Here is a 24287-nt window from a genome sequence, read left to right on the forward strand (position 1 = left end):
AATCCCCCAGACAGCTACTGCATTCCGGGGGATATAATGTTCACCTGGTCATCAGAATTTCAATACCTGCATAAATTTTGTGAAGATGGTATTGTTATGGTAAATACCCATGAAAGCCTCAGCACCCGGCCCGTAAGCGAATACCGGCACCATCACTCCCGTATGATCATCCGTAGAAAATTTACCACTGATATTCCCGGTAGTAAGATCTCCTTCGGAGATGGTAAGGCCACCGGTTTCGTGGTCTGCGGTCACCACCACCAGCGTTTCTCCGTCTTTGTCGGCAAAGTCCAGCGCGGCTTTGATGGCTTTATCAAAATCGATCACTTCTTCTGTCACATACGGAAGGTCATTGGCATGGCCGCCGTCATCGATTTTAGATCCTTCCACCAGGAGAAAAAATCCTTTCTTATTTTGCTGCAACAACTGTAAAGCTGCATTGGTGGTACGTGTCAGCTGGTCGCCTCTTCCGGCCACCCGCTCTTCTTTCACGAGGCCTACTAGTTTTCCCTGTCTCACCTGTACAATATCATCTGTGGTATGCTTTACCTGGTAACCTTGCTGCATGAATTCCGTTAAGAGATTACGACCATCTTTCCGTTGGTCGAAATGCTCACGACCAGCGCCAATCAGCACGTCCACGTTGGCCTTTACATAGTCTGCGGCTATCTCTGCCTGCATTTCCCGGGATTTTTCATGGGTGGCAAAAGTAGCAGGTGTGGCATCTGTAATATCGGTGGTTACTACGATGCCGGTGGACAATCCATGTTGCTTCGCAATTTCCAGGATGGTAGGTTGCGGATGCCCCGCAGTGTCTACACCTATTGCGCCGTTATAGGTCTTCTGCCCGATTGCAAAAGCCGTAGCTCCTGCTGCCGACTCCGTCATATAGTTATTGGCAGAATTGGTCTTCGAAAAGCCGATGTATTTGAAACGCTCCAGGTTCAGTGAGCCTTTGTTGGCGGTTAGTCCCGCGTAAATCTGCGTAGTACCCATGCCATCGCCCACCATAAAAATGATATTTTTAAGGGTATGGGGAGATGTGGCTGCAGGCTGTACACAGGACATCGCAAGCCATGGCAGGATGAGCACAACTGCTATATGGTATCTTTTCATGTAGTGCTTTTATAGTATAAAATACAAAAGTTGGCGATTAAAAACCGGGATTTTGTACCAGCACACCCCAGCTCAGGTTAATCTGCGACTGCGGTATCGGGAATATTTCATTCACGCCTGCTTTAACAGTTCATAGATTTCATCAAAATGAGGGCGGCTTTGTTCGCCGGTGCTGCTATCTGATCCGCGCATCCTGCATACTGTTGGTTCGTTATAATACAGCGGCAAAGCTCTTGTATGAAAGATTAAGTAGTAGCTTTTTGCAATAATTGAATGTAGGGAGATGGGGTACTGCCTGTTGCTTTTAATTTATCAAGCAACGGTTTATTACCGCCCTGCTTTAGAAATATTTGGTACCTTAGTTTTATCATTTTTTTGGAACCACAAAAAGACATTATGAGTAAGTTCATTGAAGTTTTAACCCTTTTGTCTATCGTGACAGTTGTTATTAGCGCTATGGCAAAATTAAATCACTGGTATGGTGCTGCATTGCTGATGCCCATCGGCATTTTCGCTTTGACATTCCTGATGGTAAGATTCATAGTTAACATGCTCCGGTTGCTTAAAAGACATTCCTAAAGCACTATATTTTTGGTAGAAGCTCCACGAAAAAACGTGGGGCTTTTTTTATGTCCATTTACGATGTTCATATTTTCTCCCTGCTTATCGAGTGTACAAAAAAATGTAAAGTAAACTTGTCTTTTTATACATTTTACTTATCTTTATGAAAAATAAACCTAACATTATGTTGACCAGATCAAAAAGCTTTACCCGGCTATTTATGTTTCAGAAATATGTAGGTATCCTTTGTATTCTCATCGCCATACCTATTTTTCTAATGGATACGCATAAAGACACCCTGTTGTTATCGGGGCTATTTATACTATTTACAGCCCCCTCGAAATATGAAGATGAAAGATCGGTGAGTTTAAAAGCGTCGTCGTTATATTTTTCATTTATACTTTCTTATGTATTGAAGCTGTTAAGCACGCAATGGCTGGCTTTCCCATTAACAGACATCAATCATTTTATGATATTGGTATTCTCACTTTCGTTGATCATCTACTACATCCGGTTCTATTCTTTCAAATAACTCACACAACATGATAAATTCAATAAAAGTGGAGCGTGCAAAGAAAAACCTTACCCAGGCGGAGCTGGCAGAGCAAGTAAAGGTGTCGCGGCAAACGATTAACTCCATTGAAATCGGTAAATTTATTCCGTCTACATTGCTGGCGCTGAAAATCGCGCGTTTCTTTGAATGTACCGTGGATGAAATATTTAAATTAGAAGAGAAAGATTTATGAGCAGATTTACCTTGTAGAATTGGATGTTATGGCAGATTTACGCATTGCATCATCGCCAGGTGCAGCTGAAACGTGCAAGAGATTTATAAGGACGCCCCAATAAATAGAACGTCCTTTTTGATTTATTTTCTAGCCGGCCGGCCAGGTAACCAATATAACATCAGCGCTACTATCATTAAACATCCAATTCCCGCCATTAGTCCGTAACGCAACGCGCTGGCGTATATCATGGGATGTTGCTTCGCTTCCAATACCGCAAAAAATATCCCGCCAATGATACTGATCCCCAACCCGGAAGCCGTTTGTTGAAAAGTGGAGAAGATGCCCGATGCAGCACCCGCATCTTCCACAGGTACATTATCCAACACAATATTCAGCAGGAAAGGCAGCACCAGCCCATTACCCAGCCCATATATCGCAATAAACAACACCGACAGCAACGGACCTGGATTACATAAAATCTGCAACAAAAAAGCCACCAGGATAATCAACAACCCGGCCTGCAATACACGCTTGCCATATCTTACCAGTAACCGCGACGCCACCACCGACGATAACATGAATAATAAAGCGTGTGGGATAAAACAAGCACCACAAGCCAACGCCGTAATGCCCAGGCCATTTTGCAGGAATACCGCCATCATCAACAGGTAAGCCGTATGTAACATAAAGTGAAAAAGCACCGCCAGCAAGCCGATATTAAAAGCCGGTTGTTTAAATAACCGGAGATTGATTAGTGGCATCGACCTTCTTTTCTGCGTATACACGAAAATACGCAACAACACCAGTGATAGTATCATCAGCCCAAAACTCCACCAGGGCCAGTGTTGTTCGCGACCTTCCGTAATCGCATAAATCAAACATCCCAATGATGCCGTCAACACCATGGCACCCGGATAATCAAATTGTACCTGTGCCATTTTTGCTGTTTCCGGCAGATAACGCCAGATAGCCCACAACGCAGCCATCCCTACCGGCAGGTTAATAAAAAATATCAGTCGCCAGCCCTCAATAGCAAAATGTGTTTCCGCCAGGTAACCACCCAACATCTGCCCGATAATAGCCGCAATACTCAGCGTAATACCATACCAGCCAATAGCTTTGGCTCTTTCTTCCGGCACCGGAAACAACACCTGTATCAGCGAAATAGACTGCGTTACCATAAACGCCGAACTCACCCCCTGGAAAAACCGGGCAATATTCAACTGTGCAGGCGTTTGGCATAAGCCGCATAAGCAGGAGGTCACCGTAAACCAACACATCCCCCAAAAGAAAACTTTTTTTTTGCCAAGATAATCCCCTGCCCTGGCGCCAGTGATTAAGAAACAGGCACTCCCCAGCAGGTAAGCGGCAATCACCAGTTGTACTTCCCCATCAGTAGCATGTAAGCTGCTTTTGATAGTAGGAATGGCGATGTTAATAATAAAGATGTCTATCACATATAACAGTGGCGCAGTAAGGATAATCAGCAGCGCAAACCATTTATTGATAGCAGTCGGAGCGGTTCTCATATAGTCAGTCGTTTATTTACCTGCACAAAAGTATTCCTCCCCTGTCCGCCTGACAACCGGAAAAGCGACAAGTATTTTTTTATTGCTCCTGTGAAATACCCCGTGGTATTTTCAATAAGTTCTCTTATCTTTTATGCAAATGCATCCCATGAAGTTTCTATTACTATGCCTGTTTACTTTTGTGAGTTTGACCTTAACTGCCCAACAACTCACCCGTCAGGAAAGAAAAAGGATTACAGCAGACCTGGAAAAGGCCTTTACACTGGACCAGGAAGTAAGAAAACAATTCAACCAATGTATGACGGAGCATAGCGGCATTTCTGCTGCCTGCAAGGAGTTGGGGAAAAAGCTGGGAGCGCAGGACTCGGCCAATCAACAGGTTGTTTTCCCTATTATTGATCAATACGGGTGGATACCCGTCCCGCTGATTTCTAAAAAGGCTAACAGCGCATTTTTCTACGTCATACAACACGCACAACTGGAAGCACAAATCAAATATGCCCCCTGGGTAGATACGGCCTGGCAACGTAAAGAGATCTCCCCCATTGAATACGCTTACTTTGTAGACCGGTTACGGTCTAAGCAGGGGAAAGCACAACTATATGGATCACAGGCCGCCTCCGACAACCTGGGCAATTCTTATCCTTACCCTATAGAAAACTGGGTGCTCGCAGACTCTCTCCGGAAACAGATAGGTGTTCCTCCACTGAATGAATTCTTCGCTTCTTCAGGGTTCAGGTATAATCATCCACCCCAAACAGATTTTAGTAAATATTGCCTGCTGATAGGGCATATCTGGGAACCGGGTGAGAAGCCGCTGGATAGCGTAAATGTTTCCATTGCCGGTGAGAAAATTGGCATGTCTGATGAAAATGGATTTTTTATGATCACTGTGGAGAAAGAAAAAATTGCGGGAGCGAAAGTGACGTTGGAAAAGACAGGATTTAAAACGGTGAATTACGGGATTAAAGGAAAGATGGATTTTTATGATATTTATGCGATGTTGCGATAAAAAATTGGATGGATAAAGGAGTGAGTTATCCTCTTCCCTTTATCCATCCAGGAATAACCAACCAACTCAAAGCATACGTAAACGCACTTCCTCCAGGTCAATCTGGTACAGCTGTTTGCGGATCAACTCTTCGTTGATTAATGGATCATTATTAAGCCCTGTAAGGTATTGCCGTTGACTCTCCAGCGTTTCTAAATAAATGATTTTTATCTTCTCATCCATCCAGTCGTCCTTTTCTGCTTTGGCCCGTTCTTCCCAGTGCTGCATCATCTTCTGAACACCCATATGATCAGGCAGCTTATTTTCATAATTTTCTTTCAGAAACTGGTAAATATGCTGCTTCAGGCCATGTTTGATTCTCCGGGTAGTTTCTTCTTCGGTTTCATCAACAGGCGCAAGAAATACTTTGGAACGATTGATCAGATAAGGTAACGTAAGTCCCTGTACCACCAATGTAAATAATATCACCACAAAAGTGATGAACAGGATCAGGTTTCGTTGAGGAAAGACTACCTGGTTGTACATAACCGGAATAGATAACGCGGCCGCCAATGAAACTACCCCCCGCATACCCGACCAGCCCAGTACTAACGGCAATATAAAACGGCCCTTGAGCGAAGTAGTGCGTGGCGCTACCTTTGGACGAAAAATCAGCGTAGCAATCAATGCAATATAAGCGCTGAGAATCCTCACAAGAATCAGTACAGCGGTTACTATCAGGCCATACCCCATCGCCATGCGTATAGATATGCCCTCTGAGCGTAATCCCCCCACAATCTCAGGAAGATCTAACCCGATAATCAAAAACACTACGCCGTTTAAAATGAAAACAAAATTATCCCAAACGCTATAGGCCTGGATACGACTCATACTATTTAAAAAAAGTAATCGTTTACCAGACAGATACAAACCACCTGCTACAACGGCCAGCACACCCGAACTATGTAATTGCTCTGCCACCCAGTACATCAGGTAAGGTTCAATAATGGTTAAGGTGATATCTGAGGCAGCATCGGTAGGCAGTCGCCGGTGAATCTGTACAAACAGCCATCCCAATACCCAGCCAATTCCGGCGCCGCCAACAATCATCCATATAAAACTGATGGCTGCATCCTGCCAGATAAATTGTCCGGTACCCACCGCCACCAATGCAAAGCGGAATATAATAAGCGCTGACGCATCATTGAGTAAACTTTCTCCTTCCAGGATGGTAGAACTCCCCCGCGGCATTTTTACGAACTTCATAATAGCGCTTGTGCTCACTGCATCAGGTGGAGAAACAATGCCCCCCAGCAGAAAGCCCAGTGCAATTGAAAACCCCGGTATGAAATAATTGGCCGCAAGGGCCACACTCAGCGCAGTAAAAAACACCACCAGGAAAGCGAAGCTGCCGATAATACGCCACCACTTTTTCATCTCTTTAAATGAAATACTCCATGCCGCCTCAAACAATAAAGGAGGAAGCACCAGGAAAAATATAAGGTCGGGATTTATCCGAATGGGCGGCAGGCCGGGAACAAAGCTTAATAAGAGTCCCGCTATCACCAACAAAATTGGATAGGCGATTTTTAACCGGGTGGCCAGCATTTCCAACAACACAATAACTGCAATCATGGCAAGAAGAAAAGGAAGTATCGTATGCATCAGTGGGAATGTATTTGCGCTCACTAAAAATAGGGAAAATCCGGGTAAACAAGACCTTCCGGGCACTTACATGGATAAAGATGCCCCGCCGTCTTCCCTTCTCCCAAAATCTTAACCTAGATTAAGATAGTTTCTTAAACAAGGTTATTGGCCACCCTCCCACTTCTTTGCAATTTTACATCATCAATAACAACAACGCATATGACCAAATATATCCTACATAAAGAAGACAGCAGGCACCATGAACACAATGACTGGCTGGAAAGTAAAAAGACTTTCAGCTTCGCGGATTATTACAATCCTAAAAGGATCCAGTTTGGTGCACTGCGCGTATTTAATGACGATATAGTACAACCTGGTAAAGGATTTGGCAGACACCCGCACGATAACATGGAGATTATCTCCATTCCCCTGCAGGGAAGTCTGATTCATAAAGATAACCTGGGCAATGAGGCCGTCATCAAAACCGGGGACATCCAGATCATGAGTACCGGCAGCGGTGTTTTTCACAGTGAATATAACCATGAGCAACACCTCGCTACCCGCTTCCTGCAAATCTGGATTTATCCTGCCCAACTGAATGTGACACCACATTATGGCCAGGTAACACTGAACGAAGCCTCCTTCGTTAACCGGTTTGGCACCTTCGTAGCACCGCAGGCGGCGGCAGATACCGCCCCAATCAACCAGGAAGCTTACCTGAGCATGGGTAAATTCGCTGCGGATCAGCCCTTCAGCTACGACGTGAAACACAGTGGCAACGGTGCTTACGTATACATCATTGATGGTAGCGTGGACATTGACGGGCATACACTATCCGCCGGCGACGCCCTGGGCATCAGCGATACCAGCACTTTCAAAGGCACCGCTAAAAGTAATCACACTACGGTACTCGTTATTGATGTACCCATGACTATTCAACAGTAATACCATGACAGATAAATCATCACTGAACATTCTTGCAGTAGGCTACCATGCCGAAATCATGGAGGTGGTGCACCGCCTGATTAATAAGCATGAAGGCTGGACAGGCACCACGGCAGCTTCTCTTCCGGAAGCACTGGCGCTGCTGCAGCAACATCCGTACGATGGCATCCTGTTATGCGCAGGCGTCAACACGGAAGAAGAAGCCCAGCTCCGACAAGCTACTGCTCACACAAATACCCGCATTATCCGCCACTATGGCGGTGGTAGCGGACTGCTCGAAAACGAAATCCGCATCGCATTTTTCATCTGACAAAAAAATTTCTTATGAACGATAAAATATTAGGCTTACACCACATCACTGCTATTGCAGGTAATGCTCAACGCAATCTCGACTTCTACACCAAAGTACTCGGACAACGACTGGTAAAGAAAACCGTGAACTTCGATGATCCCGGCACCTACCATTTCTATTTCGGTAACGAACAGGGAGCCCCCGGTACCATCCTCACTTTCTTCCCATGGGAAGGCATCAGTAAAGGTCGCACCGGCACCGGAATGGCTACTGAAATCACTTACACCGTTCCCACAGGTAGTCTCGAATCCTGGAAAGAACGCTTTAAACAATTCAACGTTCCTTTCGAAGAAACCATCGAACGACTGGGTGAAAAATACCTCCGGTTCACCGATCCGGACGGCCTTCAACTCAGCTTCGTGGAAACGGCAACGGATACACGTCGCCCCTGGATCACCGCAGATATCAACGCAGATGTTGCTACCAAAGGATTTCACAGCACTACCCTCACCCTGAAAAATATTGAGCCTACGGCTAAAATCCTGACAGACATCTTCGGATATACCCTGCAATCACAGGAAGACAATCGTTACCGCTTTATCACCAACTCGGTAGATAGCGCCAACATCATCGACTTACTGGCAACACCGGATGGCGCACCCGGGCACAATGCTGGCGGCACCAACCACCACATCGCCTTTCGCGTAGCCGATGATAAAGTGCAGATGGAGTTCCGTGAGAAAATCCTCTCTGCCGGGCACCAGATCACGCCTAAAATTGACAGGGATTACTTCTTCTCGCTCTACTTCAGAGAACCAGGAGGCGTGCTGTTTGAAATAGCCACCGATAATCCAGGCTTCACCGTGGATGAGTCACTGCCAACCCTGGGTTCCAGCCTGCAACTCCCTAAACAATATGAGCCTTCCAGGCAGGAAATTGAAAAGGTGTTACCGGTTTTGAAATAAATGATAATACAGTGGGTACGCGCTGCGTACCCACTGAAATGAAAAAGGAAACAATATGATACATCAGAAAAATATAGTAACAGCGGGCGTACCATTAGAACAAGCCAGGAAGGCATTGATTATGATCCACGGCCGTGGCGGTTCCGGCAGAGACATCGTTTCGCTGGCGCCTCATCTCAACGTATCAGACTTCGCCATACTGGCCCCACAGGCCAACGGCAACACCTGGTATCCCCAGTCGTTCCTGGCGCCACCGTCACAGAATGAACCTTACCTGACCCAGGCACTGAAACAACTGACACAAATAGTGGATGAGGTAGTAGCAGCAGGAATCTCCCCGGAAAACATTTACTTCCTGGGGTTTTCGCAAGGTGCTTGTCTGACGTTGGAATTTACCACCCGGAACGCCACTAAATATGGCGGAATCGTAGCCTTTACCGGCGGCCTGATCGGCGATAAATTATATACGGAGAATTATAAAGGGAATTTTAACCAAACCCCGGTATATATAGGCAGCAGCGACCCGGACTTCCACGTACCGGTTTCCAGGGTACATGAATCCGCCGCTATCCTGCAATCTATGGGAGCTGTGGTGACCGCCACCATCTACCCGGATATGGGTCATACCATTACCGGAGAAGAAATCCACCAGGCAAACAAACTGGTGTTTAAGTAAGTCCGTTGGGGCTTACTTTTTTTTGTTCATCGCCCCGCGTACTTTACTTAAAAACTCAGGCGACACCCCTAAATAACGGGCAATCTGGTGCTGTGGCACCCGTTGTACTATTTCCGGATACTTCTCCATAAAAGCTATATAACGCTGCTCCGCCGTTTGTGACACCAGGCTATGAAAGCGGCGTTGCAAGGCAAACAACGAACGCTGTACCAGTAGCCTGAATAAGGTTTCAAACTTAGGAACCGTTTCGAATAAGGTCTTCTTACTCTTATAATCAATCATCAGCAGTTCGGAATCTTCCAGCGTTTCAATAAACATATTCGATGGCAGCTGATCCGTGAAGCTGTATAAATCACTGACCCACCAGTTTTCAATGGCGAAAGAGAGAATAGTTTCGGTGCCATCGTCGCTGAGGAAATACGTTCTTATACAGCCTTTGACGATAAAGGCTTCAAAGTCGCAAATTTCGCCTTCCTGTAGGAGGAAGGTGCGTTTGCGGACTCTCTTTAATTTTAACAGAGAGTGGAAGTAGCTGCGCTCTTCTGGTGTGAGCTGGATGCACTTGTCTACGAATTGGTCTATCTGTTCGTACATGGAGTAAAGATAGTATCAATTCTACTTTTTAGGCAAACATTTATGATACATAAATACCACCCGGCACTTAGGATATTTTTATGCGCCACCCTGATTATGGTGTGGGGGATTCGCGATAAAATATCTTTCTTAAAATAGACACGTAAGTCCTCTTTAATATAGCCTGTCCGGTGATCAGGTGCGGGCCACCATCTGCGCCCTTTATAAACAATCCATCCATTTTTCCGGCTACCGGCATTATAAAAAGTTTGCATTCATTTGCACCCAGTGGCGCTATTGACGAAAGATAGCCGGTGTACCGTGCCGCTGGCTGGTAGCCATTGGCATCTGTTAATAAAACAATATGGTCGCCGGCGTTGTGTTCTGCAGCGATGGCACTACTTACGGTCAATGTAATACCAGGTTTCCCCGTACTACCTTCTACAGAAAAGGGGATCTTTGTATACACCGGTTGCCTGATAAACAACAGTAATGTTAATGGCAACAGGAAAAAAGCGCCCAGTAATAAAATAGTCCAGCGATTAATCCAACGGGGGAATGGCTTCGAGAAGCCTGTTGTTACTGGCTCCGACAGATCTGCTAGTGACTGCATCCCGTTTTGCGAAGGATAATTGGTATGAATAATGGTGCTTCTCATATTTCTGCTTGTAAAACATCCCTGGCTCCCAGCTCAACCTGGTTTTTCACCAGCGAATAGTAACTGCCTTCGGATGCCATCAATTCGTAGTGCGTACCTGATTCCACGATCTTCCCCTGTTCCAGGACAATGATCTGGTCAGCATTTCTGACAGTGCTTAAACGGTGCGCTACAATCACCACTGTACGTCCTTTGAAAAAATGCTGCAGATTTTGCATGATAATAAATTCATTTTTTGCATCTAATGAATTGGTCGCTTCATCAAAAAAGATCAGCCGGGGGTTCTTGTAAATGGCCCTGGCGATGAGTATCCTTTGTTTTTGCCCATGACTGATACCAAATCCCTCCTGCCCTATCCGGGTATTGTATTGAAGCGGCAATGAAGTGATAAATTCATAAATATTAGCCGCCACTGCTGCGTTTAAAAGTCGCTCCGGATCAGGGTCCCGCTGCAATGAAATATTATAGGCAATTGATTCTGAAAATATAAAACTATCCTGTAGAACAGCTCCGCATTGGCTTCTCCAGTAAGCATTCCGGATGTCTTTCAGGGGAACGTCACCTACCGTGATCTGTCCCGAAAAATGAGTGTAATATTTCAGTAACAACCTGATTAAGGTAGTTTTCCCACTGCCGCTCAACCCAACAATCGCCGTAATCTTGTTTTTGGGTATGTGGACATTAATCCCTCTCAGCACCTCCAATCCTTCCGTATAACTAAAACGCACATCCCTCAATTCGAGATCATGGGCTTCCGGTAAGGTTTCCAGTTTATGAACGCCGGCTGCTTCTTCTTCCGCATGCTGATGTACTTCTGCCAGGCGGCTCATACTGATCCTCGCCATCTGGGCCGACAGGATAAAATTGATTAATTGCGTAACGGGTGCGTTTAACTGGCCCGTAATAAAAAGTACAGACATCATGGTACCCAACGTCATCTCATGGTGCAAAGCCGCCAGGGCAGAGAAAAATACAATGAGGATGATCTGCAGGTAGCCAATGAAACGCGTTCCTCCCTGTTCTACCTGGTTGGTCCGCAATTTTGCAAGGCTCACACCGAAAAGAGAAGACTGGATTTCCTGCCATTCATTTTTCTTGTCTTCTTCCAGGTTGTTAAACTTTATCTCCTGCATTCCGGTAATGATCTCCAGGATTTTACTATTATCTTTCGCCAGCAATGCAAAAGATTCATAATCGAGCAATCTTAGCTTCCGGAGAAAGAAAAAAATCCACGAAAGCTGCAGTACCGTTCCTGTGATGAAAATGCAAAAAACAGGCAAACTGAAATAAAGCAGGATAGCCGCAAACACCAGCAGCGTGAAAATAGAGAACAGGCTCTTCACCAATGTATCCGTAATAAATTGTTCAATACGCTTATGATCGTTAATACGCTGGGTAAGGTCGCCGATGATCTTTGAGTCAAAAAATCCAACCGGCAGTCGCATCAGCTTAGCCAGGAAATCAGATATAATAAGTACGTTGATCCGGGTACTCAGGTGTATGAAGACCCAGGTTCGCATGAACTCAATGCCGGTAGCGCTCAAATACAATACCAACTGGATCGCCAGGATGGCGTATATAAAAGAGCTGTCCGAATAACCGATCCCTTTATCTACAATAGACTGTGTCAGGAAGGGTACTACCAACTGAATCAAACTTCCCAGGAATAATCCGAATATGATTTGTAATATATTCAGCCTGTATCTTCCCAGGTAACCGGTAATAAACGGCAGAACAGTACCTGCCTTAGCCTCCAGCTTTGCATCCGCATGAAAAAATTCTTCGGCAGGTTCCAGTAACAATACCACGCCAGCATTATCCTCCTCTCCCCTGGCTACCCAACCACCTGTAAACCGGTCATGGGTGAGTTTTAGTTTTCCTTTTCCCGGATCAGCGATAAAAACATGCGTCGCGGTAATCTTGTAAACTACCACGAAGTGATTTTCCTCCCAATGTATGATGGCCGGCAGCGGCGCATTGGCGGCCAGCTTAGCGAGGGTTGTTTGCACACTCAGCGCCCTGAAACCCAATTCAACAGACTTATTGGATAAACTCTCCAACGACATCCCCTGCCTCGTTAATGCGGTAGTTCCTTTAATTTGTTGCAGGCTTACCGGCCGGCCATAAAAATGGCAAACCATTGCCAGGCAGGCAGGTCCACAATCAGCATGATCATGCTGCTGTATAAAGTGAAATTTATCGAACCACAAAGCGCATCTGTTTAATAGTGACTACCCTTCCAATACTATTTTCTTTGCTGCCAGTACTGCATCCACGGTTTCATCCGGCAAACGGATGCCATATTTTTTCCGGATACCATCCAGGTCAAGCGTAGCAAAACCGTTGACCACAAACTGTAATCTTTTACTTATCCACTCCTGGTTATACCGGTTGTTTTCCCGGGCAAATCGCCAGAGATTCCAGATACCAAACCATACAAACACCGCCTGGAAATAACTGCGGATACTCAACCGGTTACCGGACCAGTTAGAAGGTACATTTATGCCGATACGACGGGCATCTTCAACACCGGGCATCCATGGCCCATGCTCTTCCAGCATATATAATATAGAGTGAATAGCCTCATGAACAAACATTTCTGCAATAGGCTCACGGCTCACTACATCCGGATTCATCACATGCGTTCTGCCGATGTAATAACCATCTGAGCCCGATATAAACGGCTTTCTGCCATTAGGATTCTGTTGTTTTTTTACCATCAGCACATTATTGAATAAGCAAATCAACTCGTGGAAATTGCTATTATCTGCTAATGGCAACACGGCATCTTCCAGGTGCGTGAAGATATTCTCAGCTTCTTCTATGCTATACAGATCGAATGCAGTATGCTGCCCCTCCTGTATTTCTTCTGCAGATAAGCCCAGGCAACAGGGGCTGAAAAAATCTATCGGTATACGCCCGGCTACCCGGGGCGCTTCAAATGTTTCGTAACTTCCGGCCACCTCTTCAGATGAGATGAGGAAGTCCCCGTTGGCAGACCAGATACGGCTACCCAGGGCTATATCATAGGTACCCGTTTTCTTTGCAAGATGAGCAGACAACGTACTCAGAAAGAAATCGTCTTTACCATACACTTTTTCATAGTCAAATAACAACCGGTGAGATACTTCCGGTTGCAGCAGATACTCCATCAGGTCGGGGTCATTCAGCTGGCTGGCCAACTGCCTGGTATCATTGGCGTGGTATAAGTTTCCGCCTGCCATCAATGTTTCAAAGTTCCGTTTTAAAATAGAAATAAAAAGCGATAACACCGTTTTATAAAACGGCAGGTTATCACCTTTATTAAATTGAAAAGGAGCCAGCACTGTATATATACCAGTATCATTGTAGGTGCCGATCATATCAGTAAATTTTATATAATAAATATCAGATCAATACGCTTCCAGTTCTTCGGCAAACCGGGATCCTTCACCGCCGGCTGCTGTTGCTTCCAATATTTGCAATGCCTCCTCATAAGTGAGCATGGTTACACCGGCTTCCTCCAGTAAATCCTGGGGCAACTGGCTGATCACCCGGTTCTGAATATGTGTGATCAACTTCAGCAAATCGTTGCAGTAAACAGAAGGGTTATTAAATCCATTGGCAGCACTGTAGCGATGCGGCAGGTAACCGCCGCCGCAGATTTCACCTACCGGGCAGGAGGCACATTTTGCACAGATCTTCGTATGACTTAACTGATATAGATTTGCCAGGGGGGTATTGAGAGCTTCCTCCAATTCGTGAGACAAGACGTTGGCGTCGTTTTTCGTGAAGCCATCTCCACAGATTTTCAGCACGTCAAGCGGTTCTATACTGCCATCCGTTTCTATCACCAATACTTCATTATTGGCCGTACCAAGCAATTCAGAGACTACTTCCCTTCCCAAAACGGCATGAATAATCTTCCGGAAATATTGAATGGTCAACCGGCTTTTATCATCAAAAAACCAGGTATCGAAAAGCCGGATCAACCAGTCCGCATAAGGGGTATCACCTGAAAAAAGACTTTCAGCGGCAGGCGCGGGCGGCAGTTTATCAAAATTAGAGTCCGGCAAAAGGAAACTGATATTATTCACACCAATTTCTTTGAAATGCACGTAGATATCGAGGGGATCTGCATCTATGTTAACAACGGACAAAACGCCGGGTTGGCTGTTCTTTACGGTATATTGCTGCGCCAATTTCAACCCTGCAAGAATCTGGTTATAGGAACCTCTTCCTGCATGATCAATCCTATATTGATCATTGGCTTCAGGGGTTCCGTCAAGACTAACACCTATCTGAACGTTCCAGGTGTCGAAAAACTCGCACCATTGCCGGGTCAGTAAGGTGCCATTGGTTTGAACCAGGTAGGTAATTGCTGCCACACCCTCTAACATGGCATTCGCTTTACTTATAAACCGAATGAAGAAATCTTCCCCTGCCAATAGTGGTTCCCCACCGTGGAAAGCGAAATTAAACGACTCAATCCCGTATTGCTGACAATGATTCCTTACTCTCTCCAGTAGTGATTCCACCACTTTATCACTCATGACTTTGGGTTGATTTCGGTAAGTACTGTCTCCCATGTTATACATGTAACAGTAAGTGCAGTTAAGATTACATCTGCTGGCGACTTTCAATACGAGCGTGTTACATTTCAGCATTGTCATAAGGTTAGATTCAGCGTGAGGTTATTAGAGGGATAAGAAATAAAAGCCCCAGGAAAATTCCTTGTGGGCTTTTATTGAAACTAAAATGTGATTACAGACTAGCTGGTTCTTCCTGAGAACTTCTGCTATAGCTCTGAGAATAAGTTCCTTTAGAGTGAGAAGGAACATTACCACCAAAATAAGATTTAGCTACTTTCTTAACTGTTTCGTTTTTGAAAGCATCGATAGATTTGGCGATCAGTTGCGCCTGATTTGCGCTGAATTTAATTTTCTTTTCCATTTTTTGTTGGATTTAATTAGTTGAAAAATGCAATTTGAGGCCCCAGAAATGTTCTCACAATTTAGACGAACACAAGCCACAAGTCAATAGCAGTAACTGATCTAACTGGAGCCTTACTTAGCAGAAATCTGCTAACAGGCATTTTGATGAACACGATTTCTCCACTGTATCACATATGCCACTAACTGGCGGTTACTTTGAAGATTCAATTTATTCCTGATCCGTGTTTTGTGATTATTAATGGTATTAATACTAAGGAAAAGTTCCCTGGCAATTTCCCCGGTACTCTTACCTTTCATCACCATATTAAGAATCCGGTTCTCTTGCTTCGTAAGACTGTTATCAGAAAAATCCTTTGGAGTAATGCTTTCTATCTGTGATAATTTTTCCCGGATATCCCTGCTCATAAACCGGTAACCTTCTTTAATCAGTTCAAAACATTGCATAAGTTCTTTCAGCGAACTATTGGGGGAGAGATATCCGCTGATGTCAAAATGAATAAGAAAATCAAGCTTAAAATCGTCCGGCGAAATCCGGATCAGGCAATGTGTGCGGGGGGAGATCTTCTTGATGATCCTGGCTACTTCAAAACCTTCTATTCCGTCATCTTCCAAATCTATCAACGCATAGTGGTAAACCATTTTTGCCGACTCCCTTCTCACCTCCCCGATAGCAGGAGGTGTTACAGTGACATGGGTAAACCCTTTCTCCATAAGATATTCAGTGAAAATACCGACATAAGACGCGTCACTTTTTGCAATAATAATACAGTTCATAGCATTAAGGCTTTAAGGGTTAATTTCAGATACATGTTGGGTTTATCATCGTTGTGCTCTAAATAAAACGGGTCCTAACAAAGTGGGTTTTCGCGTTAATTGGTGGCGCGTTTTTTCTCGTCCTCATTGGATGTTTTTCTGCTACGTATAGCGGCAATTTTCTTCTTTCCTATTTTATAATTAAAATTAAGCGCTACTGAGCGCGTGTCTGTTTTCTCCCTGAATCCGTTCCGTTGGTTTTCATAATTAACATCAATCCTGTAAAAATTACTATAGAAAATATCTGCCACTGAAAGCTGGATACTTCCCTTTCCATCCCATAACATTTTTCGTATGCCCAAGCTAACATCGTAGTTAGCTGCTATACGATAAATCCCCTGTATGCCTGGCGATGCGTACCAGGTGGTAATTTCTCCTTTCCAGCCTTGCTTCCGGGAGATGGTAAATGCCTGTGTGAGATTGACATAGGCAAACCAGGTGTCGTAGTTGTATTTACTATCCAGGAAACCAGATTTTTCCTTTTTATAAGATGCCTGCAAAAAAGCATTTATTTCCCACCAACTGAAGGGAGTATAAGGGATAGTAGCGTGTATACCCGTTTCCAGACTTTGGTCGAGGTTCCGTTGTGTATCATAGAAAATATTGTGGGTATTGTCCTGTATGGTTATATTGCTGAAATAGTCTCTCGTATCGTTGTAAAAAAGTGTAATGCTGATATGTTTTTTGAAGGAATATCCTAATTCTATTTCGTTAACAAATGCTGGCCGGAGGTATGGGTTTCCTTCTAAATAAGTATAAGGGCTGGTATAATACCTGAATGGATTTAAGCGCCAGTAATCCGGCCGGTTTATCCGCCGCCCGTAATAAGCGTTCAGTTCATGTTTGTCGTTGATGCTATAGACGATGAAAACTGTTGGAAATATCTTCAAATAATTACGCTCATTCAACAGATTTTTTGTGACAAGATATCCGGTTGTCCATGTATACTCTCCTCGTAAGCCGGTTTCTACAGATAGCTTCCCAATAGCGCCCTGCATATTCACATACAGCGCGAGGTTTTTCTCTGTATAGTGAAACTCACTGCTTCTCAGGGTATCATAACGGGGAATATTATTTTCCAGGTTGTAAAAGCGCAGATCGCTTTTGTTGAATGTGTTGTTATACTTTCCTCCTATGTCGAAACGCCAGTTTTTATTAAATTGCTGTGAGTAATCCAGCCGGCCCGAAATGATGCTGATATCCTGCCACGAATGAGTGTTATTAAACTCCCGGTATGCAGGTTTGCTGCTATCAGGTTTATAGGATGCGAAATCTACCTCCTGGTTTTTCCGGTTGTGAAACGGGGAAATATCAATATCAACATTGATGGTACTTGCTTTCCCCGTATCCAGCGTGCCGCTGTAGTTTAAGTTAAAAGACTGCTGGTTGATGGCACTCTCCGTTGCGTTGTGTGTAGTAAGCAATGAATCTATTCCTTTAAAATCGGGCTGGTAAACGTCCGTCCGTATATCAACAGGCCGTGTTCTGTTGCCCGCAGCACCATCGAGTATGAAGCCCACTATATGACGACTGTTAATAGCGAAATCGGCTCCCAGCTTATAAGTGACCGTTTCTCCACGTCGCTGGCCTTGTTTCACTCCTTTCCAGTAAGAATTGCTGTTTGGCAAGCCAAAAACAATGTAATTATCCTCGTGGTAATCTTTCCTGCTGATGTTACCGCCCAGGCTTCCATAAACATTCCATTTCCCCTCCCGGTAGTTGAAATTGCTTCCCAGTCGCCCCCCTGTGAGTACCGATTGTGTAATACCACCGGAAATCACGGCGTTAAGGCCGCCCGCAAGCATTTTTTTTGTAACAATGTTAATCACCGCTCCTCCCTGGGCGTCGAAAGATGCAGGAGGATTTACGATCACCTCTATTCGCTGTATATTGTCGGCATTCTGTCCCTGCAAAAAGGCGGCAAGGTCTTCTCCGGATAACCGTAACATCCTGTTATTGATATAAATCACGGCTCCTTTACCCATGGCAGTAACATTTCCGTTGGCGGTGGTCCTTACCCCCGGCGCCCTGGCCAGGGCCTCCCAGGCAGTTCCTCCGCTGGCGATGATACTATTCTGAACATTGAATACAATGCGGTCCAGTTTCCGCTCTACCAATGGTTTCGATCCGGATATGCTGACGGTAGAAAGTTGACGGCTCTCCTTTTCCATTACCACCAGGAACTCTCCGGAAGCTGGTATGGTAAAACTGGTATCATGTGTTTTATATCCAACCAGGCTGGCTTCCAACTGATACTTCCCATCCGGAAGAGACAACAGAAAACTACCATCCTGCTCAGATAACCGGGTAACTACCACCTGAACGCTGTCACGAATGCTAATGCTGGCGAAGGGCAATGGCTGTCCTTCACATAGCACCCTTCCTCTCACCTTGTGCTGTGCACAAAGCATAAAAGGGTAAACCAGCAAGAATAGGATAGCAAAGGATTTCAGCATTCCACTTAATTTCTTCGAACCTATTCTTTTTAAATCTTAAGGGTTGTTAAGATTTGTTAAATAGAGTTAAGTCCGGCGATCCCGGAATGGTGAAAATTCCTTATTTTTAGGGACCAGGCAGATCTGATGTGTTAACCCAAGATATACCAACAGGGTACATTTCCCGATCTATCTAATTGATTTTCAAATAACCTTTAAATAATACAGTACCCTATTTTACCGACGAAAACATGCGTCTTTTTCAACCAAAGTACATTTATCATTTCGTGGCGATTTGTATGCTACTGTGCTGCACCTTCCAGGCACTCTGGATTTATGCTACCTATCACTCCCAGGAAAAACAATTGAAACAGCAACTGGAAGGCATTGTTAACGAGGCTTCGCTACTATCTGTCTACCAATCGCTGGGGGGTAGCAATATTTCCGACAAGAGTTTCCGGCAATTCCTGCTTTCTCCGCAATGGGGACAGCTGAGAAACGCTTTTGACAATAGTAAAATTGGCGGTTTAAGAAGTAGTTTCGATTATGATATTACCCCCGACTCCATCGAATTTAGTCTTCGATTCAAATTGAAGTCACACCAGGAACCTGCACCTAATAAACGGGAAAACTTCCAGGAAAATATCCTCCAAAGCCCGCAGGATGCCCAGTCTCTTCACTTCATGGATTCTGTGATACGGGTGAAGTTGAAAGCCGCAGCTAATATTTCCTCCTCCACATATGCTTTATACAGCTATGGAAAGGACACGCTGCTATCTGCATATCCACAAAGCATGCCCGTTAAAAATGCTGATTACCGGAGCAACAGCTATTCTTACAACCTACATCATTTTGCCAAATACCGCCTCATCATCCCCTCCCTTCAGCTGCCTGTCTGGTATCTTCTCAGGTATTTCCTTCTTTCCAACCTTATCACAACACTCATCATTTCTTTCGCATTTTATTTCCTACTTCGCTTTATCCGCCTGCAGCGGCTATTTTCGCAGGAGCGACTCGGTTTTATCAGTAATATGACACACGAATTTAAAACGCCCGTTGCAACAATATCAGTGGCACTGGAATCCATTATTAAGTATAAACTGGAAAATAACCGGGAACAACTCTATGAGTATATACATATGAGCCAGATAGAATTGGAACGACTTAATTTCATGATCGAAAAAATATTAAACCTGAACCCGGAAGAAGGAACATCACTGTCTCTCCAGGTGGAGCCAGTTGATCTTCAATTGCTCATAAAGGATGTGGTCAATTCTTTAGAGCTCCTTCGTCAGAAAAAAAAGGCGATCATTCATTTCGCTCCCTGTCAACAACAGGTAATGGTGATAGGCGACCCTATACACCTTGAAAATATTTTCTTTAATGTGCTGGATAACGCACTTAAATATGTTGAACAGGCGCCGCAAATCAATATTACCTGTAAGCTAAAAGATAAACGGGTGATAGTATTTGTAAAAGATAATGGAATTGGCATTGCCCCCATCTACCATAAAAAAATATTTGAAAGATTCTTCCGGGTACCTGATTTCGATGTGCATAATACCAAAGGAAGTGGGCTGGGCTTGCATTATGTAAAGGAGATCCTACAGCAACACCAGGGAACGATTAAAGTACAAAGCAATAAAGGACACGGAAGCACATTTATCATTCAATTCCCGCTGTATGACGAAGTATAAAATAATGTATGCGGAAGATGAACCTTTTTTAGCCAAAATTGTCTGCGACGGATTAAAAACAGGTGGCTATGACGTACTGCATATAGATAATGGCACTATCTTCTTTGAGCAATTTATGTCCTGGGAACCCCATCTCTGTTTATTGGATGTGATGTTGCCTGGAATTAATGGCTACGATCTTGCGGGGCAGGTAAGAGGTCTTACCAAAGAGATCCCTATCATTTTCCTCAGTGCCAAAGTACAAACGGAAGATATCGTCAAAGGATTCAGGCATGGTGGAAATGATTATCTCAGAAAGCCCTTCAGTATCGACGAGCTACTCATCAGGATTGATGCCCTTCTGACGAGATTTAATAACAACGATGCAACACACAAAAGAGAGATTTATCATTTCGGGAACTGTACACTTGATACCATACATCAAACGCTGATAACATCTACCAACCGGTTCATTCTCTCCTATAAGGAGACCATCCTGCTGGAGATCCTGGTATTAAATGTTAATCAAATTGTGCAACGAAGTGTACTGCTCCAACAAATATGGGGAAACGATGACTACTACACGTCCCGCAGCATGGATGTTCACCTGACACAGATCAGAAAACGGCTTTCTGCCGAAAAGAATATTAATATCATGAACCTGAGAGGCATTGGCTATAAATTGCTGTTATCCGCAGAATAGTGAATCTTTTACCAGGAAGCTTTGCGACTGCCTGCTCAGGAAACAGATGAAGGGCGCCTGCTATCTTTTTCAATAATGCAGGCACCCTATCATGCTATCAGAAAGATCTGTTTAAAGTGCTTGTGGTACTGTAACAGCATTTGCTTTATTTACTTCCGGCAGTGTTATGCCCAGGTAATTCGCATAGTTAAATAGCTGATGTTGTAAACCAGCCTGGCCCAGCCAACTTCCAATGCTATTATCAGCATACTTTGGAAACAGCGGTACCTTGAAGGTAATATAGTTCTTCGTGGCCTGCTGGTAATCACAATTTTTGAATTGCTGTGCCAGTCCCAGGTAAATCTCCTGCAGTGTTACCGTTTTTTTGTCTACGGTAAACTTAATGGCAGCAGCCAGTGGTGTAGGTACATATAATTTACTGGTATCGATGAGGCCACTCTCCGTTGGAAAACCGGGAACTGCGTCGTGGATATTCCTATAATGCCAGGCTGAAGGGATTTTATTCTGCAGGTCATTGACAAATTCGCTGTTACCGGATGCTGGCGCGGCAAAAGTAACAAGGGATATATTGTCAGTAGGCAATGGTATAGGCAGGTTTTTAAGCGTTTCCACGTAAAAAGACGCATACACTTTGGACAAATTACCACCCAGGCTATGTCCTGCAATGATCAACTGCTTACCAGGAGCGACGGTATTCTCAATCAAAAACTCAAGAAGCCGCTTACCACTTCCCAGGCCATCCTTCTCCAACAACATGCTGGTGAATACAATATTGACGCCGGCGCTTATAGCCGCCGTTTTTGATTCGGAAAATCCCCAGGGTACCATTACGTCGTTCAGGTCTTCCAATACCCAGTCAACAAAGATATCCCAGTCGGAGAATTCCTTGCCGTCAGCAACAGATCCCCTGGTGATCAGTACATACTGATTCCCTGTGGCGTCTACCGCCACAAATGAGTAATTGGGGTCCGTATAGTCTCCACTGGTCCATACTATTTTCCAGCCTGGCATGAGCTGACCTATGTCCTTAACAGGGTTGTAGTCTGCGGCTACGTTGCAGAGTTGTACAGCAAGTGTTGCTTGAAAAGGTTGTGTGATGTTTTCGGTTTTCATGTTTATGGTATTTTGAGATGAGAAAATAAAATAGGGAGATATGAGGGTTTTTACATGACTTTTTTCCTGGTTAAATTGAGGGCATTAAGGTATGATAATTATTTGGATTCCGAATTAAATATTCAATAAATAAAAAGAACGGTTACCGCATCGTTATTTGGCCGGATATTTTTTGATGATTGGCATGACTGCATACTACTATCATCGCCGGTAATTTTTCTATCCCGGAAAATTTACCGATCTCTTTCCTTTTTTGTATTTTCATTTTATGAAAACGAACAAACCTATATTTTCTATTGCTGCTGCGGCTGGCGCTTTAATGATAACCGCTTTCAGCGTCCCCCTGACACCCCGGCAACAACCTTCTTTCAGTGATAAATACTGGGTCCTTGAATCTTCTTCCATTGTTCCGGCAGCCGACATGAACCTGGATGGCAAACCCGACAATGACCTGCGTTCTATTATGGAGGAGTGCGATAAGGATGATGCAGAAATGTTTAAATCAAATGGCAAGGTGATGACACATCATGGCACCAGCAAGTGTGATGAAGATGAAGCGGTCATCATTGAATCCGGTGTCTGGAAATATGATCCTGCCACCAAACAAATTACCTCGCATCATATAGGCGTGGAAAAGCCGCAGGTGGTTACAATAAAAGAACTATCTGCCAGTAAAATGGTAGTCGTGTATGAATTTTCTGACACAGAAGGTAAAAAACATACTATTACAGGTGCCTATAAAGTAAAGGAGATATAGTAGCCACGGCCTGGCCCATCAGCAATAATGAGCTATACCTCAAAATTCCCCGATACTTCGGCTTTCCCGGCCTTAGCAGGCTTCCCGTTAGTGCAATAAGCCTTTCCCCCTCTTAGCGACACCAGCGACAAACACTATTCTGTCGCAATTCATCCCTTAAGTTGTCGTTTTCTCCCCGGGTCAAATCCTAAAATGAACGTCATCTTTGTGTTGTCAATAAAATTTAATCGCTATGAAAAATTCATTCCATTTTCTTACATCCATATTACTAATTGCAATCATTATGGCTACAGTATCAGCATCAAACGCACAGCAAATCAAACCATCCAGCAGTGGATATGCACCTGTTAACGGTATCAAAGTTTATTATGAAGTCTATGGCGAAGGTCAGCCCATTGTACTGTTACATGGCGCCTTTATGACCATTAACTCCAACTGGGGCCAGTTAATCCCTGAGCTGTCAAAAAACAGGAAAGTCATTGCTATTGAATTGCAAGGGCATGGACATACCCCGTTTTCTGACAGAAAACTATCCCATGCTACTTTGGCCAGTGATGTAGAAAAGGTAATGGATTACCTGAAAATTGACAGTGCTGATGTGGCTGGATTTAGCTTTGGCGGCGCAGTGGCATATCAGTTTGCCATACAAAGTCCGCAACGGTTAAGAAAATTAGTCATCATTTCTGCTACTTATAAAAGCAGTGGCTGGTTACCAGCAGTAAACAGTGCGTTTAAAAATATGAAACCGGCACTTTTTGCCAACTCTCCTATGCAAACCGCCTACGAGGCAGTTGCTCCTGATAAAACAGCCTGGACAAAGTTTTTAGAGCAGATGATTGCCAGCGCCGTGACGCCATTCGATTTCGGCGATGATAATATTTCAAAAATTTCCGCCCCGGTATTAATCATATCCGGCGACAATGACGGACTGGATAAGATTGAGTTGATAAAAACATATCAATTATTGGGAGGGGCTGTTTCTGCTGATCTGTCGGGTCAATTGCCCAAATCGCAACTAGCCATTGTTCCATCACAAAGCCATGTGAGCCTGATGATGCAGACAACAACGATTTTGAACTATCTGAACAATTTTCTGAAGTAACCGGATAGATCTGCCCGTCAATATGGCCATGCATTACCGGTATTCTACCTTTAAATAACCGCCATCATCTACC

Annotated in this window: 23 protein-coding genes; 11 read left to right on the forward strand and 12 right to left on the reverse strand. The window is 44.3% G+C overall.

The window, feature by feature from the left end; translation table 11 throughout:
• Nucleotides 1–51: 51 nt before the first annotated feature.
• Nucleotides 52–1116 (reverse strand): alkaline phosphatase, encoded by a 1065-nt coding sequence (locus tag AC5ZC7_RS16325; protein ID WP_496157850.1) that lies wholly within the window; start codon nucleotides 1114–1116, stop codon nucleotides 52–54.
• A 745-nt stretch (nucleotides 1117–1861) separates the two neighbouring features.
• On the opposite strand from AC5ZC7_RS16325, the gene AC5ZC7_RS16330 reads away from it, so the two are divergent.
• Both AC5ZC7_RS16330 and AC5ZC7_RS16335 read left to right on the forward strand, forming a co-directional pair.
• Entirely contained in the window at nucleotides 1862–2209 is a 348-nt protein-coding gene (locus tag AC5ZC7_RS16330) for a hypothetical protein (protein WP_496157848.1), read from the forward strand.
• Nucleotides 2210–2219: 10 nt separating this feature from the next.
• Nucleotides 2220–2423 (forward strand): helix-turn-helix domain-containing protein, encoded by a 204-nt coding sequence (locus AC5ZC7_RS16335; RefSeq protein WP_496157847.1) that lies wholly within the window; start codon nucleotides 2220–2222, stop codon nucleotides 2421–2423.
• Nucleotides 2424–2545: 122 nt separating this feature from the next.
• Here the strand turns inward: AC5ZC7_RS16335 and AC5ZC7_RS16340 are convergent, their stop codons facing one another.
• On the reverse strand, nucleotides 2546–3934 hold the full coding sequence (locus AC5ZC7_RS16340) for an MFS transporter (RefSeq protein ID WP_496157846.1): 1389 nt from the start codon (nucleotides 3932–3934) through the stop codon (nucleotides 2546–2548).
• A 148-nt stretch (nucleotides 3935–4082) separates the two neighbouring features.
• On the opposite strand from AC5ZC7_RS16340, the gene AC5ZC7_RS16345 reads away from it, so the two are divergent.
• On the forward strand, nucleotides 4083–4946 hold the full coding sequence (locus tag AC5ZC7_RS16345; protein WP_496157845.1) for a DUF6624 domain-containing protein: 864 nt from the start codon (nucleotides 4083–4085) through the stop codon (nucleotides 4944–4946).
• Between the two features lie 66 nt (nucleotides 4947–5012).
• Here the strand turns inward: AC5ZC7_RS16345 and AC5ZC7_RS16350 are convergent, their stop codons facing one another.
• Nucleotides 5013–6590 carry a Na+/H+ antiporter gene (locus AC5ZC7_RS16350; RefSeq protein WP_496157844.1) on the reverse strand — a complete coding sequence of 526 codons (1578 nt, stop codon included), beginning with the start codon at nucleotides 6588–6590 and terminating at the stop codon, nucleotides 5013–5015.
• A gap of 201 nt (nucleotides 6591–6791) precedes the next feature.
• Here AC5ZC7_RS16350 and AC5ZC7_RS16355 point away from each other — a divergent pair, with 201 nt between their 5' ends.
• From AC5ZC7_RS16355 to AC5ZC7_RS16370, 4 genes are read left to right on the forward strand one after another with little or no spacing between them, the layout of a single operon-like run.
• Nucleotides 6792–7517 carry a pirin family protein gene (locus AC5ZC7_RS16355; protein WP_496157843.1) on the forward strand — a complete coding sequence of 242 codons (726 nt, stop codon included), beginning with the start codon at nucleotides 6792–6794 and terminating at the stop codon, nucleotides 7515–7517.
• A 4-nt stretch (nucleotides 7518–7521) separates the two neighbouring features.
• Entirely contained in the window at nucleotides 7522–7827 is a 306-nt protein-coding gene (locus AC5ZC7_RS16360) for a response regulator (protein WP_496157842.1), read from the forward strand.
• Between the two features lie 14 nt (nucleotides 7828–7841).
• Nucleotides 7842–8774: a VOC family protein gene (locus tag AC5ZC7_RS16365; protein ID WP_496157841.1), complete on the forward strand. Its 933-nt coding sequence runs from the start codon at nucleotides 7842–7844 to the stop codon at nucleotides 8772–8774.
• A 55-nt stretch (nucleotides 8775–8829) separates the two neighbouring features.
• Entirely contained in the window at nucleotides 8830–9450 is a 621-nt protein-coding gene (locus AC5ZC7_RS16370) for a dienelactone hydrolase family protein (RefSeq protein WP_496157840.1), read from the forward strand.
• Between the two features lie 12 nt (nucleotides 9451–9462).
• On the opposite strand, the gene AC5ZC7_RS16375 is transcribed toward AC5ZC7_RS16370, so the two are convergent.
• The 8 genes from AC5ZC7_RS16375 to AC5ZC7_RS16410 all read right to left on the reverse strand — a co-directional run bounded on the left by AC5ZC7_RS16375 (nucleotide 9463) and on the right by AC5ZC7_RS16410 (nucleotide 18884).
• Entirely contained in the window at nucleotides 9463–10044 is a 582-nt protein-coding gene (locus AC5ZC7_RS16375; protein ID WP_496157839.1) for a cyclic nucleotide-binding domain-containing protein, read from the reverse strand.
• Nucleotides 10045–10138: 94 nt separating this feature from the next.
• Nucleotides 10139–10681, reverse strand: a complete 543-nt coding sequence (locus AC5ZC7_RS16380) for a hypothetical protein (RefSeq protein WP_496157838.1) — start codon at nucleotides 10679–10681, stop codon at nucleotides 10139–10141.
• Nucleotides 10678–12891, reverse strand: coding sequence for a cysteine peptidase family C39 domain-containing protein (locus tag AC5ZC7_RS16385; RefSeq protein ID WP_496157837.1), 2214 nt, complete (start codon nucleotides 12889–12891; stop codon nucleotides 10678–10680). The genes AC5ZC7_RS16380 and AC5ZC7_RS16385 overlap by 4 nt, the downstream gene beginning before the upstream one ends.
• 21 nt (nucleotides 12892–12912) lie before the next feature.
• Complete coding sequence (locus AC5ZC7_RS16390) at nucleotides 12913–14043, reverse strand: hypothetical protein (protein WP_496157836.1); 1131 nt, start codon at nucleotides 14041–14043, stop codon at nucleotides 12913–12915.
• Nucleotides 14044–14073: 30 nt separating this feature from the next.
• Complete coding sequence (locus tag AC5ZC7_RS16395; RefSeq protein WP_496157835.1) at nucleotides 14074–15327, reverse strand: radical SAM protein; 1254 nt, start codon at nucleotides 15325–15327, stop codon at nucleotides 14074–14076.
• A 97-nt stretch (nucleotides 15328–15424) separates the two neighbouring features.
• Nucleotides 15425–15613 (reverse strand): hypothetical protein, encoded by a 189-nt coding sequence (locus tag AC5ZC7_RS16400; RefSeq protein WP_496157834.1) that lies wholly within the window; start codon nucleotides 15611–15613, stop codon nucleotides 15425–15427.
• A 131-nt stretch (nucleotides 15614–15744) separates the two neighbouring features.
• On the reverse strand, nucleotides 15745–16389 hold the full coding sequence (locus tag AC5ZC7_RS16405) for a LuxR C-terminal-related transcriptional regulator (protein ID WP_496157833.1): 645 nt from the start codon (nucleotides 16387–16389) through the stop codon (nucleotides 15745–15747).
• A gap of 95 nt (nucleotides 16390–16484) precedes the next feature.
• The gene (locus tag AC5ZC7_RS16410; protein ID WP_496157832.1) at nucleotides 16485–18884 is read right to left on the reverse strand and encodes an outer membrane beta-barrel protein; all 2400 of its coding nucleotides are present in this window, start codon (nucleotides 18882–18884) and stop codon (nucleotides 16485–16487) included.
• Nucleotides 18885–19114: 230 nt separating this feature from the next.
• Here AC5ZC7_RS16410 and AC5ZC7_RS16415 point away from each other — a divergent pair, with 230 nt between their 5' ends.
• On the forward strand, nucleotides 19115–20560 hold the full coding sequence (locus AC5ZC7_RS16415) for an ATP-binding protein (protein WP_496157831.1): 1446 nt from the start codon (nucleotides 19115–19117) through the stop codon (nucleotides 20558–20560).
• Nucleotides 20547–21242 carry a response regulator gene (locus AC5ZC7_RS16420; protein ID WP_496157830.1) on the forward strand — a complete coding sequence of 232 codons (696 nt, stop codon included), beginning with the start codon at nucleotides 20547–20549 and terminating at the stop codon, nucleotides 21240–21242. Before AC5ZC7_RS16415 ends, AC5ZC7_RS16420 begins: the two co-directional genes overlap by 14 nt.
• 111 nt (nucleotides 21243–21353) lie before the next feature.
• Here AC5ZC7_RS16420 and AC5ZC7_RS16425 read toward each other — a convergent pair whose 3' ends face one another.
• The gene (locus tag AC5ZC7_RS16425) at nucleotides 21354–22355 is read right to left on the reverse strand and encodes a lipase family protein (RefSeq protein ID WP_496157829.1); all 1002 of its coding nucleotides are present in this window, start codon (nucleotides 22353–22355) and stop codon (nucleotides 21354–21356) included.
• A 268-nt stretch (nucleotides 22356–22623) separates the two neighbouring features.
• Between AC5ZC7_RS16425 and AC5ZC7_RS16430 the strand changes: the two genes are divergently transcribed.
• Both AC5ZC7_RS16430 and AC5ZC7_RS16435 read left to right on the forward strand, forming a co-directional pair.
• Nucleotides 22624–23112 (forward strand): lipocalin family protein, encoded by a 489-nt coding sequence (locus AC5ZC7_RS16430; protein ID WP_496157828.1) that lies wholly within the window; start codon nucleotides 22624–22626, stop codon nucleotides 23110–23112.
• Between the two features lie 283 nt (nucleotides 23113–23395).
• Nucleotides 23396–24214, forward strand: coding sequence for an alpha/beta fold hydrolase (locus AC5ZC7_RS16435; RefSeq protein ID WP_496157827.1), 819 nt, complete (start codon nucleotides 23396–23398; stop codon nucleotides 24212–24214).
• Nucleotides 24215–24287: the final 73 nt, after the last annotated feature.

Source organism: Chitinophaga sp. 9-1-y (genome assembly GCF_059511905.2).

Coding starts and splice junctions, on each gene's coding strand:
- AC5ZC7_RS16355 (WP_496157843.1), top strand. CDS start 6,792: ATGACCAAATATATCCTACATAAAGAAGACAGCAGGCACCATGAACAC.
- AC5ZC7_RS16395 (WP_496157835.1), bottom strand. CDS start 15,327: ATGCTGAAATGTAACACGCTCGTATTGAAAGTCGCCAGCAGATGTAAT.
- AC5ZC7_RS16400 (WP_496157834.1), bottom strand. CDS start 15,613: ATGGAAAAGAAAATTAAATTCAGCGCAAATCAGGCGCAACTGATCGCC.
- AC5ZC7_RS16415 (WP_496157831.1), top strand. CDS start 19,115: ATGCGTCTTTTTCAACCAAAGTACATTTATCATTTCGTGGCGATTTGT.
- AC5ZC7_RS16370 (WP_496157840.1), top strand. CDS start 8,830: ATGATACATCAGAAAAATATAGTAACAGCGGGCGTACCATTAGAACAA.
- AC5ZC7_RS16390 (WP_496157836.1), bottom strand. CDS start 14,043: ATGATCGGCACCTACAATGATACTGGTATATATACAGTGCTGGCTCCT.
- AC5ZC7_RS16375 (WP_496157839.1), bottom strand. CDS start 10,044: ATGTACGAACAGATAGACCAATTCGTAGACAAGTGCATCCAGCTCACA.
- AC5ZC7_RS16325 (WP_496157850.1), bottom strand. CDS start 1,116: ATGAAAAGATACCATATAGCAGTTGTGCTCATCCTGCCATGGCTTGCG.
- AC5ZC7_RS16380 (WP_496157838.1), bottom strand. CDS start 10,681: ATGAGAAGCACCATTATTCATACCAATTATCCTTCGCAAAACGGGATG.
- AC5ZC7_RS16365 (WP_496157841.1), top strand. CDS start 7,842: ATGAACGATAAAATATTAGGCTTACACCACATCACTGCTATTGCAGGT.
- AC5ZC7_RS16345 (WP_496157845.1), top strand. CDS start 4,083: ATGAAGTTTCTATTACTATGCCTGTTTACTTTTGTGAGTTTGACCTTA.
- AC5ZC7_RS16425 (WP_496157829.1), bottom strand. CDS start 22,355: ATGAAAACCGAAAACATCACACAACCTTTTCAAGCAACACTTGCTGTA.
- AC5ZC7_RS16405 (WP_496157833.1), bottom strand. CDS start 16,389: ATGAACTGTATTATTATTGCAAAAAGTGACGCGTCTTATGTCGGTATT.
- AC5ZC7_RS16350 (WP_496157844.1), bottom strand. CDS start 6,590: ATGCATACGATACTTCCTTTTCTTCTTGCCATGATTGCAGTTATTGTG.
- AC5ZC7_RS16430 (WP_496157828.1), top strand. CDS start 22,624: ATGAAAACGAACAAACCTATATTTTCTATTGCTGCTGCGGCTGGCGCT.
- AC5ZC7_RS16335 (WP_496157847.1), top strand. CDS start 2,220: ATGATAAATTCAATAAAAGTGGAGCGTGCAAAGAAAAACCTTACCCAG.
- AC5ZC7_RS16410 (WP_496157832.1), bottom strand. CDS start 18,884: ATGCTGAAATCCTTTGCTATCCTATTCTTGCTGGTTTACCCTTTTATG.
- AC5ZC7_RS16420 (WP_496157830.1), top strand. CDS start 20,547: ATGACGAAGTATAAAATAATGTATGCGGAAGATGAACCTTTTTTAGCC.
- AC5ZC7_RS16360 (WP_496157842.1), top strand. CDS start 7,522: ATGACAGATAAATCATCACTGAACATTCTTGCAGTAGGCTACCATGCC.
- AC5ZC7_RS16340 (WP_496157846.1), bottom strand. CDS start 3,934: ATGAGAACCGCTCCGACTGCTATCAATAAATGGTTTGCGCTGCTGATT.
- AC5ZC7_RS16330 (WP_496157848.1), top strand. CDS start 1,862: ATGTTGACCAGATCAAAAAGCTTTACCCGGCTATTTATGTTTCAGAAA.
- AC5ZC7_RS16435 (WP_496157827.1), top strand. CDS start 23,396: ATGGCTACAGTATCAGCATCAAACGCACAGCAAATCAAACCATCCAGC.